Source organism: Streptomyces sp. NBC_01232 (assembly GCF_035989885.1).
Lineage (GTDB): Bacteria > Actinomycetota > Actinomycetes > Streptomycetales > Streptomycetaceae > Streptomyces.
In genome coordinates, this window is the sequence record NZ_CP108518.1 from 7,538,401 (window position 1) to 7,553,266 (window position 14,866).

10 protein-coding genes and 3 pseudogenes are annotated in these 14,866 nt (G+C 69.1%); 5 read left to right on the forward strand and 8 right to left on the reverse strand.

Annotated elements, in window-relative coordinates:
- The first annotated feature begins 128 nt into the window (after positions 1 to 128).
- Positions 129 to 992, forward strand: a complete 864-nt coding sequence (locus OG444_RS34720; RefSeq protein ID WP_327265830.1) for a helix-turn-helix domain-containing protein — start codon at positions 129 to 131, stop codon at positions 990 to 992.
- A 174-nt stretch (positions 993 to 1,166) separates the two neighbouring features.
- Here OG444_RS34720 and OG444_RS34725 read toward each other — a convergent pair whose 3' ends face one another.
- Positions 1,167 to 1,535 carry a PRC-barrel domain-containing protein gene (locus tag OG444_RS34725; protein WP_327265831.1) on the reverse strand — a complete coding sequence of 123 codons (369 nt, stop codon included), beginning with the start codon at positions 1,533 to 1,535 and terminating at the stop codon, positions 1,167 to 1,169.
- 259 nt (positions 1,536 to 1,794) lie between these two features.
- Here OG444_RS34725 and OG444_RS34730 point away from each other — a divergent pair.
- Positions 1,795 to 2,037, forward strand: a pseudogene (locus OG444_RS34730) (hypothetical protein); the annotation flags it as partial.
- A 939-nt stretch (positions 2,038 to 2,976) separates the two neighbouring features.
- Here OG444_RS34730 and OG444_RS34735 read toward each other — a convergent pair.
- The 5 genes and pseudogenes from OG444_RS34735 to OG444_RS34760 form a co-directional block, all read right to left on the reverse strand.
- Positions 2,977 to 3,379: pseudogene (locus OG444_RS34735) on the reverse strand (SHOCT domain-containing protein).
- Positions 3,380 to 3,442: 63 nt separating this feature from the next.
- Positions 3,443 to 4,279: a class II glutamine amidotransferase gene (locus OG444_RS34740; protein WP_327265833.1), complete on the reverse strand. Its 837-nt coding sequence runs from the start codon at positions 4,277 to 4,279 to the stop codon at positions 3,443 to 3,445.
- 474 nt (positions 4,280 to 4,753) lie between these two features.
- Positions 4,754 to 6,184 carry a DUF2252 domain-containing protein gene (locus OG444_RS34745; RefSeq protein ID WP_327267024.1) on the reverse strand — a complete coding sequence of 477 codons (1,431 nt, stop codon included), beginning with the start codon at positions 6,182 to 6,184 and terminating at the stop codon, positions 4,754 to 4,756.
- 512 nt (positions 6,185 to 6,696) lie between these two features.
- Positions 6,697 to 7,791, reverse strand: coding sequence for a carboxylate-amine ligase (locus OG444_RS34750; protein WP_327265834.1), 1,095 nt, complete (start codon positions 7,789 to 7,791; stop codon positions 6,697 to 6,699).
- A 572-nt stretch (positions 7,792 to 8,363) separates the two neighbouring features.
- Positions 8,364 to 8,741, reverse strand: a pseudogene (locus OG444_RS34760) (catalase); the annotation flags it as partial.
- A 347-nt stretch (positions 8,742 to 9,088) separates the two neighbouring features.
- On the opposite strand from OG444_RS34760, the gene OG444_RS34765 reads away from it, so the two are divergent.
- Complete coding sequence (locus tag OG444_RS34765; protein WP_327265835.1) at positions 9,089 to 9,904, forward strand: sulfite exporter TauE/SafE family protein; 816 nt, start codon at positions 9,089 to 9,091, stop codon at positions 9,902 to 9,904.
- 145 nt (positions 9,905 to 10,049) lie between these two features.
- Here OG444_RS34765 and OG444_RS34770 read toward each other — a convergent pair whose 3' ends face one another.
- Both OG444_RS34770 and OG444_RS34775 read right to left on the reverse strand, forming a co-directional pair.
- The gene (locus tag OG444_RS34770) at positions 10,050 to 11,300 is read right to left on the reverse strand and encodes a PP2C family protein-serine/threonine phosphatase (protein ID WP_327265836.1); all 1,251 of its coding nucleotides are present in this window, start codon (positions 11,298 to 11,300) and stop codon (positions 10,050 to 10,052) included.
- 326 nt (positions 11,301 to 11,626) lie between these two features.
- Positions 11,627 to 12,022, reverse strand: a complete 396-nt coding sequence (locus OG444_RS34775) for an ATP-binding protein (protein WP_327265837.1) — start codon at positions 12,020 to 12,022, stop codon at positions 11,627 to 11,629.
- A gap of 353 nt (positions 12,023 to 12,375) precedes the next feature.
- Here OG444_RS34775 and OG444_RS34780 point away from each other — a divergent pair, with 353 nt between their 5' ends.
- Together OG444_RS34780 and tal are read left to right on the forward strand one after the other, a co-directional pair.
- The gene (locus OG444_RS34780; RefSeq protein ID WP_327265838.1) at positions 12,376 to 12,705 is read left to right on the forward strand and encodes an STAS domain-containing protein; all 330 of its coding nucleotides are present in this window, start codon (positions 12,376 to 12,378) and stop codon (positions 12,703 to 12,705) included.
- 134 nt (positions 12,706 to 12,839) lie between these two features.
- Positions 12,840 to 14,507, forward strand: coding sequence for a transaldolase (gene tal, locus OG444_RS34785; RefSeq protein ID WP_327265839.1), 1,668 nt, complete (start codon positions 12,840 to 12,842; stop codon positions 14,505 to 14,507).
- Positions 14,508 to 14,866: the final 359 nt, after the last annotated feature.

Consider the following 14,866-nt stretch of genomic DNA (forward strand, 5'->3'; position numbering starts at 1 on the left):
GCTCGCGCCACGTGACACTCGACGGCGGGGCCCGTTGATCATCATTCCGCGGCGCATGCGTCCACCCGGGCCCGGCCGCGGAGACTTCTGTGGCTGGTAGACAGCCCCGAGCCGGAGGTAGACCGCCCGTGGCGGTGAACGGAAACCCGACCGTCAGACGACGCCGTTTGGGTGCGGAGCTGCGCCGGCTCCGCCTGGCCCGGGGTCTGACCAGTACGCAGGTGGCTGAGCACCTGTTGATCTCCCAGCCCAAGGTCAGCCACTTGGAGACCGGCCGCCGTGGGATCAGGCCGCGCGATGTGCGGGACCTGTGCGGCCTCTACGGGGTCACAGACCAGCAGGTCGTCGACTCGTTGATGGAGATGGCCAGGGAATCGAACCGGCAGGGCTGGTGGGTCTTCTGCGGGGAAGTGCCGTACGCCGTCTACATCGGCCTGGAGACGGCAGCCGCTTCTGTCCGCTCCTACGAACCCCTGGTGATCCCCGGCCTGCTGCAGACACCCGCCTACGCGGCAGCGGTCACTGCGGAAACGATCCCTCTGGTCACGGAGGAACAAATCGCCGTGCGCCTTGAGGTACGGCTGCGCCGTCAGTCCCGCGCCCACCACCCGGCCCGGCCGTTCCGCTTAGGGGTCGTGCTGGACGAATCAGCCCTGCGCCGCGTGGTCGGCAGCCCCGAGATCATGCGCGAACAGCTCGAGTACCTGAACCGCCTCGGCGAGCAGCCGCACATCACGGTGCAGGTCCTCCCGCACAGTTCGGGAGCCCATCCGGGAATCTCTGGACAGTTCTCCATCCTCGACTTCCCGGACACCGCCACGGGGACGGTGTACCTGGAGCGGTTCACCAGCGACCTCTACCTGGAGAAACGATCCGACGTGCGGCACTACGGCGCCATGTTCGACCGCCTTCAGACTCAGGCCCTGGATCCGGAGCACACCCGCCGCTTCATCACCCGCGCCGCGCAGGAGCTGCCGGCCGCCCGGCCGTGATCGCCGCACCGGCCGCAGGTCGCTGCGGCGCGGGTAGTCGTAGGCGCGCGTGGCGATGACGCGACGGCGAGTGGGCGGTTCCTCCCTGCCGATGGGGGCGCTGAACCCCCGGGACGCGGCGAGCCCGCACCCCCGGCCGGGGATGCGGGCTCGCTCGGATCCGGGCCGCCGGGGTCAGGCGGGGCGGCCGCCGAAGGGGCCGCCGGTGCCGTAGTAGGTGCCCAGCTCTTCCCGGTAGCCGGCGTCGCCGAGGTGCTTGTCCCGGTGGAACTCGGGGGCGGCCTTGACCTGTTCCCTGGTGCGGTCGACGAGGACCTTCCTGTCCTCGGGGTCGATCCTGACGACCGTGCTCGCGGGCAGCAGGACCTCCTTGCCGAAGATCCATACGCCGGTGTCCACGACCAGGTAGGCGTCACCGACCTCGTCGGAGTGCTTGTCGACCTTGCCGATGCTCCCGTCGGTCGCCTCGACCTTGTAGCCAGTCAGGTCCGTACCGGCCAGGTGGCCCGCGGTCGGCTGATAACTCCACACATGTTCAGTCACGCGAAAACAACTCCTCCGGTCAACGGGGGACGGCGGGGAAACGCTTCTCCGCCGATCCTCCTTGTTCCGTATGCCGTGCTCGGCGGATGTCCTGCGCTCCGCCTGGACTTCGCCTGCCCCCCCTTCACCGCTTCACGCACCTGGATCGGACGCGGGACCGGGACAGTCCCCGCCATGTGGTGCCTGGGCCGTGAGGATGCCTTGCTCTGTACGGCTCAATCGACCACTCGGGAAGGCGCCTTGAGGGCAGGAGATCACCATGGACAGCAATCGCGAGATGGACCCGGAGCACCAGGTGCCCGAAGGTGTCGACGAGATGACACTGCGCGTCCTGGGCGCGCTCTCGAAGGCTCTGGAGACCACGGAGCGGGTTTGCGGACACCTCTACGGATTCCACCAGCTGACCGGGACCGCGGACTTCGAGCTCGGCGAGGCCGTCCGGCTCCTGCGCGAGGCGGGCCACGAGGAGCAGGCCGCACGGGTCGAGCGCGAGCTCGGCCGCGGCTGGCACCAGATCGAGGACTTCCATTCGCACTCCAACTGGAGCGACCGGCCCGCGCCCGGCCCGTTCGGCCTCGACAACCCGCCCGGCCTGGAACGTACGGACGTTGCACCGTTCCTCGACATCCGCCGCTACAGCGGCATGAAGGACGCCGACTGGACCCGGGACGCGCGTGAGCGTGTCCCTGCGGACCTCGCCACCGGCTGCTACACCGACATTGATTCCACCGGGGTCAAGCCCGCCGACTGTGACGGGCGCGTCACCCACAACCGTGCCCTGAACAAGGACACCGCCGCATCGCCCCGCTCCAAGACGGGTGACAACTTCCACCATGCGACGGCCGGCGCCACCGCCGAGATCACGCGCCAGTGGAACGACTTCAAGGCCGAGCTGCTCGCGACGTACCCGGATCACCGGCGCGGCGCACAGATGGTCTGCGCCCTCGTCCACGACGAGCCGGCCGGCGCATGCCCCTGACGGGGGAGGGAACGGTCGGACGTACGGTCGTGTCGAACTGCTCGACAGTGACTCCATCTTGTCATCCGCGGCGACTCACACCGGGCACGCCATCTCACCTCACGAGGCAGGGTGAGGACGACCGCAGGGTCCTTGTGGCGTTCCAGCCGAGCACGCGGGTCGCGCCGGTTCGGAGGCAGTGGTGCGGCGGCTCCGACGGCGTCTGTGCTCGGGGGAGAGGTAGCCGGGCTTCTCAGGAGGCCTCCGGCGGGGCAACGAGGGCAGTAGCCGTGGACCACAGTTCGGCGTCCGGAGCTCTCGACAAGCCAGTACTCAGGATTGGCGGATATGGGCGTATCTGACCTCCACGGTTGGGAGCGCATGCCGGCCGGTTGGCCGCGGGGTGGACGGCGACGGAGGTGGTGCCGGGTACTTTGCCGGGTACCACCCACTGGTCTCCGCAGTCCGGTCGTTGCGCCCCGATCAGGCCGTGAGGACTTTGTTCTTGGCCTGCTGGAACTCGGCTTCCGTGATCTCGCCGCGGTTCTTGAGCTCGGCGAGCCGGGACAGTTCCTCCGCCGCGCTGTCGGCTCCGGCCCTCTGGCGCACGTAGGAGCGGATCTGCTCCTCGTTCCGCTGGGCCTGCTTCAATTCGCGTTCGCCCATTCCACGTCCACGGGCGATCACGTAGACGAACACGGCCAGGAAGGGCACCAGGATCACGAACATGAGCCATCCGGCCTTGCCCCAGCCGCTCAAGCTCGTCGTCTCGGAAGATGTCGCCAATGATGCGGAAGATCAGGAAGAGCCAGAGCACCCAGAGGAAGACCATCATCATGGTCCAGAACATGTTCAGCAGCGGGTAGTCCGCTGCCAGGTTCAGCATTCAGTCCTTCATGGGAGGTCTCCTGTCGGTCGTGACAGGGGCTGTGAACAATGCCGCCCCGCGTCATGCCGGTTCCGGGGTGAAAGCACACAACTCATCGGCCCCGGGGTGTACGACGCCGTAGCTGCTCTCGGGTACTTCGTTCCAGGCACCCGGCAGGTCGCCGAGGGGTTCGGACACCACCAGGCGGGTTGCGTCGGACACCTCCTGGAGGAAGGTCATTTCGGGGTGCAGTTTGCGCAGCGAGTCCACCCGGCTGCTGTAGAAGAGCGACCGCGAAGCGCCCTGGCTGGAGTAGCGGAACGCCCACACACTCGTGCCGTTGGTGACGGCGACCGTCATCTGCACCGGGTTCTCCACGCCGTGCTCGCTGGCTACGCGTTCCACCAGCCCGACCATCCTGGCGACGGCGCCCGGCGGGTCCTCCTCCAGGCCGAAGGTGAGCGCCAGGTAGAACATCGTCTCGGAGTCCGTCGTCCCCTCGATACCCGAGTACAGCGCGGGATCGACGAGCATGGTGAGATCCCGCCGCATCGCGTGGAAGCCGGCGATGGAGCCGTTGTGCATCCACATCCAGCGGCCGTGCCGGAAGGGGTGACAGTTCGTCTGCTGTACCGCCGTACCCGTCGACGCCCGGATGTGGGCGAAGAACAACGGCGAGGTGACGTGGTCCGCGAGCTCCCGCAGGTTCCGGTTGTTCCAGGCGGGGCCGACGTCTCGCATGAGCGCCGGGGTGCCGTCACTGCCCTCCGGATACCACCCGACGCCGAACCCGTCACCGTTCGTCGTCTCCACGCCGAGTTTGGAGTGCAGGCTCTGATCGATCAGCGAATGAGCGGGTTTGTAGAGGATCGTGTCAAGCAGCAGGGGTGTTCCCGAATAGGCCAGCCATCGGCACATGAGCGATCACCTGTATTTCTCACCTGAAACTGCGGTAGTACTTTCGTGGCCCGCTCGACCTCAGGCTCCCGGAGTCTGCAATGAGCCGCCGGTCACCTCGCTGCCGCGGCCCACCGCCTTGCCGGCTCTGCTGTGAGTGCGCTGAGAGTGGAGCGCCGCTTTTCCCGTGTCGCGGCGACGCTGTGTGCGAGGAGCGGGTGGCTCTTGTCCGGCCAACCTCATTTTCGCCTCCTTCGCCGCACATCGCCATGTGGTGCGGATCGCACGGCCGTCGCCGCAAGCTTGGGGCGGTGGACCTGCGCAACCTCAAGGACGCACCTGGAGACGGGCCGGCGTCCGGCGCCTCGTGAACCCGACCTCACGGCGTGGCCTCATGGTCTGGACCGCGATCGCCGGCGAACAGGCGGGCCGGAGCGAGTGCAGCGCGAGCACCGGTGGACCCAGGTGCGGCCCGGCGCCGGCTGTGCCGAGGGGTCAGGCTGCGGGGAGTTCCTGTGCAGGCAGTCGGCCTGCGTGTACCGCGTCGACCAGGGCCTGGTGGTCGCGTTCGTTCTGGTCGGCGTAAGCCTCGGCGAAGGTGACGAGCGCCCGGTCGAAGGATTCACTGCGGCCCAGGTACGCGGCGATCGCGATCCGGTCGCCCGACCGGGCGTGCGCACGGGCGAGGGTGATGCCGCACACCTCGCCGAACGTCTCCAACTGTGCGGGCGACATGGTCTCCGGCATGGCGATGCCCTTCCAGTCGCGCAACTGGCGGATGTAGAAGTCGCGCTGCTTGCCGTCGATCCCGTCCACCCGCTCCCAGCCGAGGAAGATGTCGCTCGCCGCCTGCATCAGCCGCTGTCCGGAGACCACGCGCTCACCCTGGTTGCGGTATCTGCTCGCGCCGAGGTGGGCGGCGAGCACGGAGGTGTCGGCTTCCTTGGCCTGCAGGAAGAGCGGATCCCTGCCGTCGCGGCCGAGCAGCAGCAGGATCCAGCAGCGGGTTCCGACGCTGCCGACGCCGACCACCTTGCGGGCCACGTCGACGAGCCGGTAGTCCTCCAGGAGCGCTCGCCGGTCACTCGCCATCGTGAGGCCGTAGCGTTCGACCAGCCGGCGGAGCTGGCGCTCGAACGTGCTGCGCTCGCCGTCCGGCAGCAGGTCCGCGAGCGGTACCAGCAGTGGGGGGTCCGCCGCGATCCTCGGTCGGCCGTCGACCAGTTCCGTGAGTTTCTCGAAGACGTGCAGGGTGTCATGCGTGCGGGCCTTCGCCATGGCGCCGGTCAGCTTCTTCCGCCCGCTCTTGCCGAGCCGACCGGTGGTCAGGGCCTCGAGGCGGTCCGCGTCGATCTTCGCGTACCAGACGTCGAGGTTGCCCATACCGGCGAAGCCGCGCATCGCCTCGCGGTACGAGCGAACGGCAGCGCTCACGATGCCCGCGCGCTCGGCGTCGTCGAAGCCGTTCGCCCGGCCTGCGATGACGAGACTCGCCGCGAGTCGTTTGACGTCCCACTCCCAGGGGCCGGGCAGGGTCTCGTCGAAGTCGTTGATGTCGAACATCAGCTGACGCTCCGGAGAGGCCAGCAGCCGGAAGTTCAGCAGGTGTGCGTCCCCGCACAGCTGGGCCGTGATCCCCGAGTCCGGGCTGCCGGCCAGGTCGGAGGCCATGATCGCGGCGGCTCCCCGGTAGAACCGGAAGGGCGACTCCGTCATCCTGCTGTAGCGGATGGGGACCAGCTCGGGAACCCGGGCCGCAGATTGCTCCTCCAGTATCGCCAGCGGGTCCGGCCTGTCCGGAGACGGCCGGTACTCGGCGTGCCCGGACCGAGGCGAGCGGCGCCGTGCCTCCTTGCCGTGGTCCGCGCGTTCTTGGGGCGTGCTGTGGGGTACCGCGCGCATCGCGGTGGTCGCGCTCTGGGACATCAGTGCACTCCTGCCTGCTCCTGCTGCCCTCGGACGGGAACGGCTCTGCGCGAGCTGTCCTTGGGCATCGGCGACGGCATCGGCGGTGCCGAGGGCCGCGATGGCGTTGACGGCGGCCGTCACGACGCGGGCGGTGCCCACGACGGGGGCGGAAGAGACCAGTACGTCCTGCCACTGCTGGGCAGCGGACCTGCCTTGCGGGCGGGTTGGGTACGGCCCAGGGGCAGGCGAACGACGTGCGACAGTGGGTGTCCGCAGACCACCCGCATGCCTTGCTCCAACTCTAGAACCCCTCCCGATCCTGCGCGCGGGGCAGGCGTGCGAGCGGCCCATGCGCGCCGCGCGATACCGGACACCGCCCTGAACCCCCACGGAACTCGTCGACGGCGCGGGCTGCGCGGGCGCGTCCGGATCTGCAGGCACGTCATCCGCACGGCTCGGCCGGGAGGACCCCGGTGGAGCCTGCAACGCCCCGGTTGCGCCGGCATCCCCCTCGCACAGCCGGCCGGGACTCAGACGATGGTGGCTCCTGAGGTGATCAAGGCACCGACCGCCGGTAGGCCGGCCCCGGCCAGGGCGCGGCGCTGGCGGTCGGCCGACGTTCCCCGCAGGAGCAGCCGATGGACGAGCGAGGTCACCTCGCGGTGGTCACCGCTCTCTTCAAGGGCGGGGCCGATGTAACGCAGGAGCGCGCACAGCACGTCCCCGCTGCTCCGAAGCCGCCCTATCGGGTCCACCAGCGTGCCGCTGATCCCGTGCCGGGCCGCATGCCACGTCGCCGCTTGCAGCAGCTCCGGTCGGCACGGCGTGTGAGCGACTCCCACGCTTTCCTCGGTCATCGCTGTGGTGGCGAGCCCGCGGATGACACCGGCGAGCATCACTGCCTCGTCCGCCTCCAGCTGTACATCACAGCAGCGCACCTCAACAGTGGGGTAGCGCTCGGAGAGCCGGGCCTGCCAGTACAGCTGGCCCCGGTCCGGAATCACCCCGGGCCCCACCAGCGCGTCGGCCCGCGCCTCGTAGTCCGCGAGCCCCGCGAAGTGCGGTGGTGGACCGCTGACCGGCCAGCGGCCGAAGATGATCGTGCGCCAGCTGGCGAAACCGGTGTCCCGCCCGTCCCACAGGGGCCCGTTCGCGGACATCGCCAGCAGCGTCGGAAGCCAGACGCGCAGCCGGTTCAGCACGGCTACCCCGGTCTCGCGGTCAGGCATCCCCACATGGACGTGCATCCCGCAGATCAGCTGCTCGTCGACCAGCAACCGGGCCTCTTGTTGCATCTTCACATATCTCGCCGTGCCGGTGATGGGTACGGGTACGGCATCCCTGACCGGCGCGGTGGCAGAGATGGCGATGCGGCAGCCGTTCGCCTGCGCGGCGGAGGCGACCGCGTGGCGCAACCGCAAGAGATGCCCTCCGACCTCCTCGAGAGCCGTGCACACGGGGGTGGCGACTTCGATCTGAGCCTGGAGCAGCTCGTCCTGGACCTCTTGCTCGTCCGAGAGGGGTGCCAGGCGGGCCGTGGCACGCACCTCTTGCACGAGCGGTGTGGGAAGGAGCGTCTCCGGGTCGACCAGCAGGTACTCCTCTTCGACCCCAACAGTGATCATGCTGGGTGGTACCCCGACCCCGCAGTGATCACCCACAGAAAGGGCCACTACGGCGCATTAGGGCGTATTGGCGCTCTTTTGTAACAGGTTGATCCGGGAGGCATTCCCGTACCGGCCGTTCGTGAGGGCGTGAGCGCCCGGGCCGTGGAGCGTGGACAAGGTCGTCCGGCCCCCCGCCGGTAGATGGCGGACCGGTCGTGTCCGCAGGGCATCCTGTACGTCCTCGACGGCGAAGCCAGCCGGCAATTCCTGCGGTGCGTCATGCCGCCAGGGCCTGTCCGGGCGCGGGCCTCGGATCTGCCGGACGGAGGCGGGCTGATCCTGAGGATCACGACGACGTAGTCGACCACCAGCGAGGATGACCACCGGCATGAGGGTGAGGCTCTGCGATCCAAGCGGCAGGGTGGCGGCAGCGCCGACGCCAACGGGAGCCTGAGCATGCTGACCGACATGGCTCCGATGCCCACGGCGAACGTCGGGGTGAGCTGTAGCCCTGGAAGGTGCGACAGAGCGATCCCGCCCGCCGCCCCCAGGAACATGGCGGGGAAGATCGGTCAGCCCCGGAAGGCGCTCTCGTGGTCGAAGTGCATGAGCTTCTCACGCAGGTGGTGGTCCTGGAGCAGTACCGGCCCCCGGGGGCCCGCCTTGAGCGAGTGGTCTGTGTCGGGCAGCCGGACGCCCTGCGCGGTCGTCAGGTAGGCCCCGCTCTGCGCGACCCTGGCCTGGTCCGCACCGGTGGGCTGGCCGGTCGGACTGACCGTCTCCGGGCCGCTCTGATCCGCCTTCGGCGGCAGCGGCTCCACCGGCTCGGTTGGCTCCACCACCTGCGGGGAGACCGGTGCGGGCTTGCCGGGGATGCCGTCCTCCGGTCCGCCGGTCGGCGGGGCGTCGCCGTGCAAGGCACCGGCGATCTTGTCAGTAACTGCCTTGACCGGATTCTTCTCGGCCATCACATCTCCAGACACAGGGGACAGGCCCCACACCCGTGACCCGAAACCATGCGTTCGGAAGCGGGGCTAGCCTGTCCGGCCCTGTGACCAACGCCGGACACCGAGACCCGCTGACCGCCGTCCGACCGGCAGCGAGCCAGACCGCCTGTTGGCCGGCATGCCCGTGCGGGGACCCAGCTTTCCTGGAGATTCCCCCGCGATGCAGCCGCCGCCTGCCTGGTCCGTGTCCCGCCCTGTGCAAGGGGTACTCGGAGGTCCTGACAAGTACTGGGCCCGCATCCAGTGGCTTCTCCTGAAGGCGGGGCCGGGCCATAGTAGGTGGGCCGGTGACCAGCAAAGATTCCATCATGCGCACTGACCGGAACATTGCCTCCCTCCGCCCGACGCACACGGCACCCGTGGTGTTCGGTGCGGGAGCCGCCATCGGCGTTCTGGGCGGAATGATCGGACTGGGTGGCGCGGAGTTCCGCCTGCCGCTGCTGATCAGCCTCTTCGGATTCGCAGCGCTCTCGGCCGTCATCCTGAACAAGGCGATGAGCCTGGTCGTGGTCCTGGTCGCACTGCCCGCCCGTCTGGCGGCGGTCCCGGCTGCCGAGGTGGTCGCACGCTGGCCCGTCGCGGTCAACCTGCTGGCCGGAAGCCTGCTGGGTGCCTGGGCCGGAGCGTCCTGGGCGGTGCGGATGCGCTCCTCGACCCTTTACAAGGTGCTGGCTGCTCTGATGGTGCTCATGGCGGTCGCCCTCGTACTCACGCACACCACCGCCCTGGGCACGCTCGACCTGCCGCTATGGGCGCAGGTGCCTGCCGGTGTCGTGGCCGGGTTCGGCATCGGCGTTGTCGCGGCGATCATGGGCGTGGCCGGCGGCGAGCTGCTGATCCCGACGATCGTGCTGCTCTTCGGCGAGGACATCAAGACCGCCGGGAGCCTCTCCCTGCTGGTGTCCCTGCCCACGATGCTGGTGGCCTTCGCCCGCTACAGCCGCGACGGCAGCTTCACCGTCCTGGGCGCGAACCGCCGCTTCACCGTGGTCATGGCCGCAGGCTCGATCGCCGGCGCGGTTCTGGGCGGGCTGCTGCTCGGAGTGTTCCCAGACGTGGTCCTCATCCCCGCGCTGGCCTTGATCCTGCTCGCCTCTGCGGTCAAGCTCGCACGTCACAACTGACTCCGCCAGCCTCCCCCGACCCTCGCCGCTTCGGGATGCCTCCCGCACACGATGCTGCGCACGAAACCTCCGGAGGCATCCACCAGGCGGCGGACAGCGTCACGGAGACGGCTCAGCAGATCGCAGGGAGCGTGCAGGAGGGCGTTCAGCAGGCCCGGTGGCGTACTCGGTGGCCGCGAGACGGATCCGGGTGGCCAGCGCCCGAGAACCCTGCTGCCCCGTGCGTGCCCGGGTGGAGCTCTCCGATCGATGGTCGTGAGGCATCCGTGAGGTCGGCGCCGGTAGCCGCGTCACGCTGGGAGTTGCCGATCCCGCGCCAGTCCAGGCACATGACGGTTGCGTCGTCGTCCAGATGGCCGTTACCGGCGTCCACGATCGCCCCGATGAGGGTGCGGGCGGCTTCGCGGGGATGCAGGGCGCGGGTGCGGAGAATCATGTCCGACAGGTCGAGATTCTCGGCGTTGCGCTCCAGCATGCCGTCCGTCAACATCACCAGCCGGTCACCCGGCCGCAGGTCCAGCGTCTGCACCCGGTAGGTGCCGGCCGGTGATCCATGGACATTCAGGCCGAACGGTCGATCAACTTCGGGAACGATCTCCTGCACCTGCCCCTCGCGCATCCGCAGCGGCCAGGGATGCCCGGCGTTGACGAACTCGGCCCGGCCATCGAGCAGACTGATGCGCAGTAGCTGACCGGTGACGTAACCGCCACGGCCGTGATCGTGCATGGCCTGGTCGGCCTGATGGGCCTGTGCCTCGAGGTCGCCGCCCGCCCGCCGCGCCCGCCGCAGAGCACCTAGGACGAGGGTGGCCAGCAGCGCGGCGTCGACGTCGTGGCCCATGGCGTCGGTAACGGAGAGCTGGACCGTATCCCGGTCGATCACGTAGTCGAAGGTGTCGCCCCCGACGTGGTCGGCGGGTTCCAGGGCACCTGCGACCGCGAACTGTGCCGCCTCACATGCCAGCGACGCCGGGAGCAGCCGGTGCTGGATCTCCGCGGCCAGACTCAGCGGCTTGGTGCGCCGGCCCCACTGGTACACATCGGTATGGGACCGGTTGGCGATGACGATGTACGCCAGCGCGTGCGCGGTCTCACCGATCTCCCGCATCACTTCGGCGCCCGGGGCGGTAGGCAGGAACAGCTCCAGGAGCCCGATGGCGTCCCCGCGGTTGGTCACCGGGGCGACGACCCGCACCAGCTCACTGCCGCCCCTGTCTTCCACCTGCGGCCGCTGGCTTCGGATCACGTCGTCGTACAGGGTGCCTCGCAGTCGAATGCGCCGGGCGGGCTCACCGGTCTGGACGCTGCCCGCAGCTCCCAGCCTCACGACCGAACTGCCGGTGAAGTCGGCGATCAAGAATGACACCGAGGCTGCCCCGAGGTGCTCCTTGAGCATGCGCGCGACCACATCGAGCGACTCCACGGGCGCCGCGGCCTCCGCAGCCTCCAACGTCCCGGCCAACGTCATCGCCCTGCCCCGGCGGTTCCGGCTGGTGGAGTGACGAGACTCCTGCCCGTCCTCCGGCTCTCCTGCGGTCACAACGACCCCTTATTGCGTGATGGCGGCCGGGACTCGGTCCCGGGTCGGTAAGACCCGCGCCAAGGCGGCGTCGCACAGTCACATTGCACCACGAGACCCTGGGAGGCCGGAGATCCCGCAGCCTGCGCGGCAATCAGTAAAGACGTTGGCTCGGGCCGGGGTCGGCCACAGGCCGACATCTGCTACCAGGGGAGTTCCGCGCAGATGATCTTTCCGCCACCGGCTGCTGGTCTGATCCGGATGTGGGTTGCGAGGCGCTGAATCATGAACCATCCCCACCCACCGGTCCCGTCCGTGCGAGGGGTCCTCGGCTCGGGTGGCCGGGGGCTGGGGTCGGAGACGCAGACGTCGACGGCGTGATCGAGCAGTTCCAGGTGCAGGGAAGAGGGGCCGTCGGTGTGCCGGATCGCGTTAGCAACGAGCTCGGCCACCACCAGGAGCACGTCATCCATGCTCCCGTCCCTGGCGGGTGCCCGTAGGCGGGCTGCGCGCGCGAGGAAGGCGCGGGTGGCCTCACGAGCTGCTGCTCCAGGCCATCCGATACGAGACAGGGACTGGTCCAGGACGGTCGTGGTCACCTGTTCCTCCTTCGCCCGGCGTGCCTGTCTGGCGGATGCCCCGCTTCGCGAACGGAAACCGCGTCACAGTCTGCCGAGTGCAGACAGATGCGACAGCGGATTGCTGTGGCACGGTCCCGGGCACTTCCGCGGCCCGGGCTGATAGGGGGCCTGGTGTTCCCGGCGTCGGCGTGACAGGCTCGAGGGGAACCAGCCTGGTCTGGTGGGAGACCTCGTGCGCCTGAAGGTGACCGGCGGTACGGGTGGTCTCGCTCGGCTGTGAGTGGCCTTCCGACGGCTGCACGCTTGACGGCCTCTCCGCGTACGCCGGGAGCCGACCGTAATGGGCTTCGATCCCGAACGGCGGACCAGTGATGCTCCCCATCAGGCTTGACCTCGATGTCAGTGTGCAACCCGACGTGATGGCCGTGACCGTGGCCGGTGAACTCGACATGACCACCTGCCCCACTGTCACCCAAGCCACCGACACCCTGGCCCTGGAGGGTCAGACCCTTGCCCTTGACCTGTCGGCCGTGACCCACATGGACTCCAGCGGCCTCAACATGCTCCTCACCCTGCGCAACCGCGCCCGCGCCGAGCACGGCGTGCTGCACTTGTGCGGCGTCCCGCGCCAGGCACTGCGCGTCCTCGAGCTCACCGGCACCCGCAGTCTCTTCACCCTGCGCCCCTGCCTCACCCCGTGAGTGCCGCGCTTGCAGCCGGGCAGGGCGGGCATGCGCGAAGGGAACCACGGTGTCGAGTGCCGCCGCCGACAAGCCCGCCCGTCGGGCGAGAAGCACCTCGGCGCGAGCGGCGCCGCACCATCTGGAGGTCTCACATGTCCGTTCCCGCTGGCACCGCCCCCCTTGCAGCACTGTCCGCGGCCGGAGTGGCGGTCTGGCTCGACGACCTGTCCCGCGAGCTCCTGGCTGGTGGAGAGCTCATCGAACTGGTCGCGGAAAAGCACGTGGTGGGGGTCACGACCAACCCCACGATCTTCGCCTCCGCCCTGTCCAAGGGTGACCGCTACACCGAGCAGCTGCGCCGCCTCGGCGACGGGGGAATCAGCGTCGACGACGCGGTCTTCGCCCTGACCACGGACGACGTGCGAAGCGGCTGCGAGGTCCTGGCCCCCGTCCACCAGCGCACCGACGGCATCGACGGACGGGTCTCCATCGAGGTAGACCCGCGCCTGGCGCAGGACGCCGACGCCACCACTGTCCAGGCCCGGAAGCTGTGGCAAACAGTCGACCGGCCGAATCTGCTCGTCAAGATCCCGGCCACGCGTAAGGGGCTCAAGGCGATCACCGCCGTCATCGCCGAGGGCATCAGCGTCAACGTCACGCTGATCTTCTCACTGGACCGCTACCGCGACGTGATGGATGCCTACCAGGCCGGTCTGGAACGGGCGCAGGCAGCGGGACGCGATCTGTCGGCCATCCACTCGGTCGCCTCATTCTTCGTCTCCCGCGTCGACAGCGAGGTCGACCGCCGCCTCGACGCCCTCGGCACCCCAGAGGCCCTTGCACTCAAGGGCAAGGCTGCGGTCGCCAACGCCCGGCTGGCACACCGGGCATTCGAGGAGATGACCGCGGAGCCGCGTTGGCAGCGCCTCGCGGCGGCCGGAGCACGCGTTCAGCGGCCCCTGTGGGCGTCCACCGGGGTGAAGGACCCGTCCTACCCCGACACCATGTACGTCAGCGAACTCGTCATCCCCGGCACCGTGAACACCATGCCCGGCGCCACCCTGGCCGCGTTCGCAGACCACGGAATCCTCGCCCACCCCCCGACCGGGGACGACTACGCGGCCGCCGCTTCCCACCTCGACGCTCTGGGACGCGCCGGCGTCGACTTCTCCGACGTCACCGACACCCTGGAACGCGAAGGACTCACCAAGTTCGAGGACAGCTGGAAGGACCTCGGAGCCTCGGTGAAACGCGAGATGCACCCCGAAGCCGTCGACACCTGCGACGACAACGGGAGCCCGCAGGGAGGATCCGAAAGCGCCCAGCTACTCGCGATCTACCTCAACGACCACTACTCCGCCGCCACTGGGGGCCTGGAACTCTTCCGGCGCTCCGCAAAGGCGCAGACGAGCACAGAAGCGCACACGGTACTGACCGAACTGACCCGTCAGGCCGACGAGGACCGTGACGCGCTGGCACAGATCATGACCGACCTGGACGTCCCGATCAGCCACTCCAAGGCGGCCATGGGCTGGCTCGCCGAGAAGGCGGGCCGCCTCAAGACCAACGGTCACCTCCTCACCCGCTCGCCCCTCAGCGACGTCCTGGAAGCAGAGTCCATGCTCCTCGGCGTCCAGGGCAAGAAGGCCTGCTGGCGGACCCTGAGGACCCTCGCCGACACCGGCGAACGCTTTTCCACCACGCATCTGGACGCCCTCGCGGCGCACGCCGAGAAGCAACTCGCGCTCTTGGAGGAGCTGCGCAGCGCGGCAGTCACTCAGGCGCTGCGCCCTCACCCCTCCAGCACGCGCTCGCGGTAGCCCCGGGGAGTCGCCGTTTCTGCCGTGAGAGGGGAGTGGACGCCCCCTCTGCGTACGCGCGGTGACCGGGCTATGCCGTCTCTGGGGCCTTTGGGCCCCACCTGGGCCCGCAAGCCAAGCGAGTCAGGGCAGAGGACTCCCGACAGGGGCTGCGCTCGGTAGCACAACCGTGCCGGCTCGGTCTGTCGGGCCGGCACGGGTTGCCCGAGGTCGGACCATGGCGCAGGGCTGGGGGTACGTCAAGGTCGTTATCCCGGGTATGCGCAGTACGAGGGGAGCGACACCCGCGAGCCGGCGGGGCCCGGCACAGGGAGTTCCGCAGGTGATGTGGCCGCTCCTCCGAGACCGACCAGAAAGCG

Coding starts and splice junctions, on each gene's coding strand:
- OG444_RS34740 (WP_327265833.1), bottom strand. CDS start 4,279: ATGTGCCGATGGCTGGCCTATTCGGGAACACCCCTGCTGCTTGACACG.
- OG444_RS34745 (WP_327267024.1), bottom strand. CDS start 6,184: ATGTCCCAGAGCGCGACCACCGCGATGCGCGCGGTACCCCACAGCACG.
- OG444_RS34750 (WP_327265834.1), bottom strand. CDS start 7,791: ATGATCACTGTTGGGGTCGAAGAGGAGTACCTGCTGGTCGACCCGGAG.
- OG444_RS34765 (WP_327265835.1), top strand. CDS start 9,089: ATGCGCACTGACCGGAACATTGCCTCCCTCCGCCCGACGCACACGGCA.
- OG444_RS34770 (WP_327265836.1), bottom strand. CDS start 11,300: ATGCTCAAGGAGCACCTCGGGGCAGCCTCGGTGTCATTCTTGATCGCC.
- OG444_RS34780 (WP_327265838.1), top strand. CDS start 12,376: ATGCTCCCCATCAGGCTTGACCTCGATGTCAGTGTGCAACCCGACGTG.
- tal (WP_327265839.1), top strand. CDS start 12,840: ATGTCCGTTCCCGCTGGCACCGCCCCCCTTGCAGCACTGTCCGCGGCC.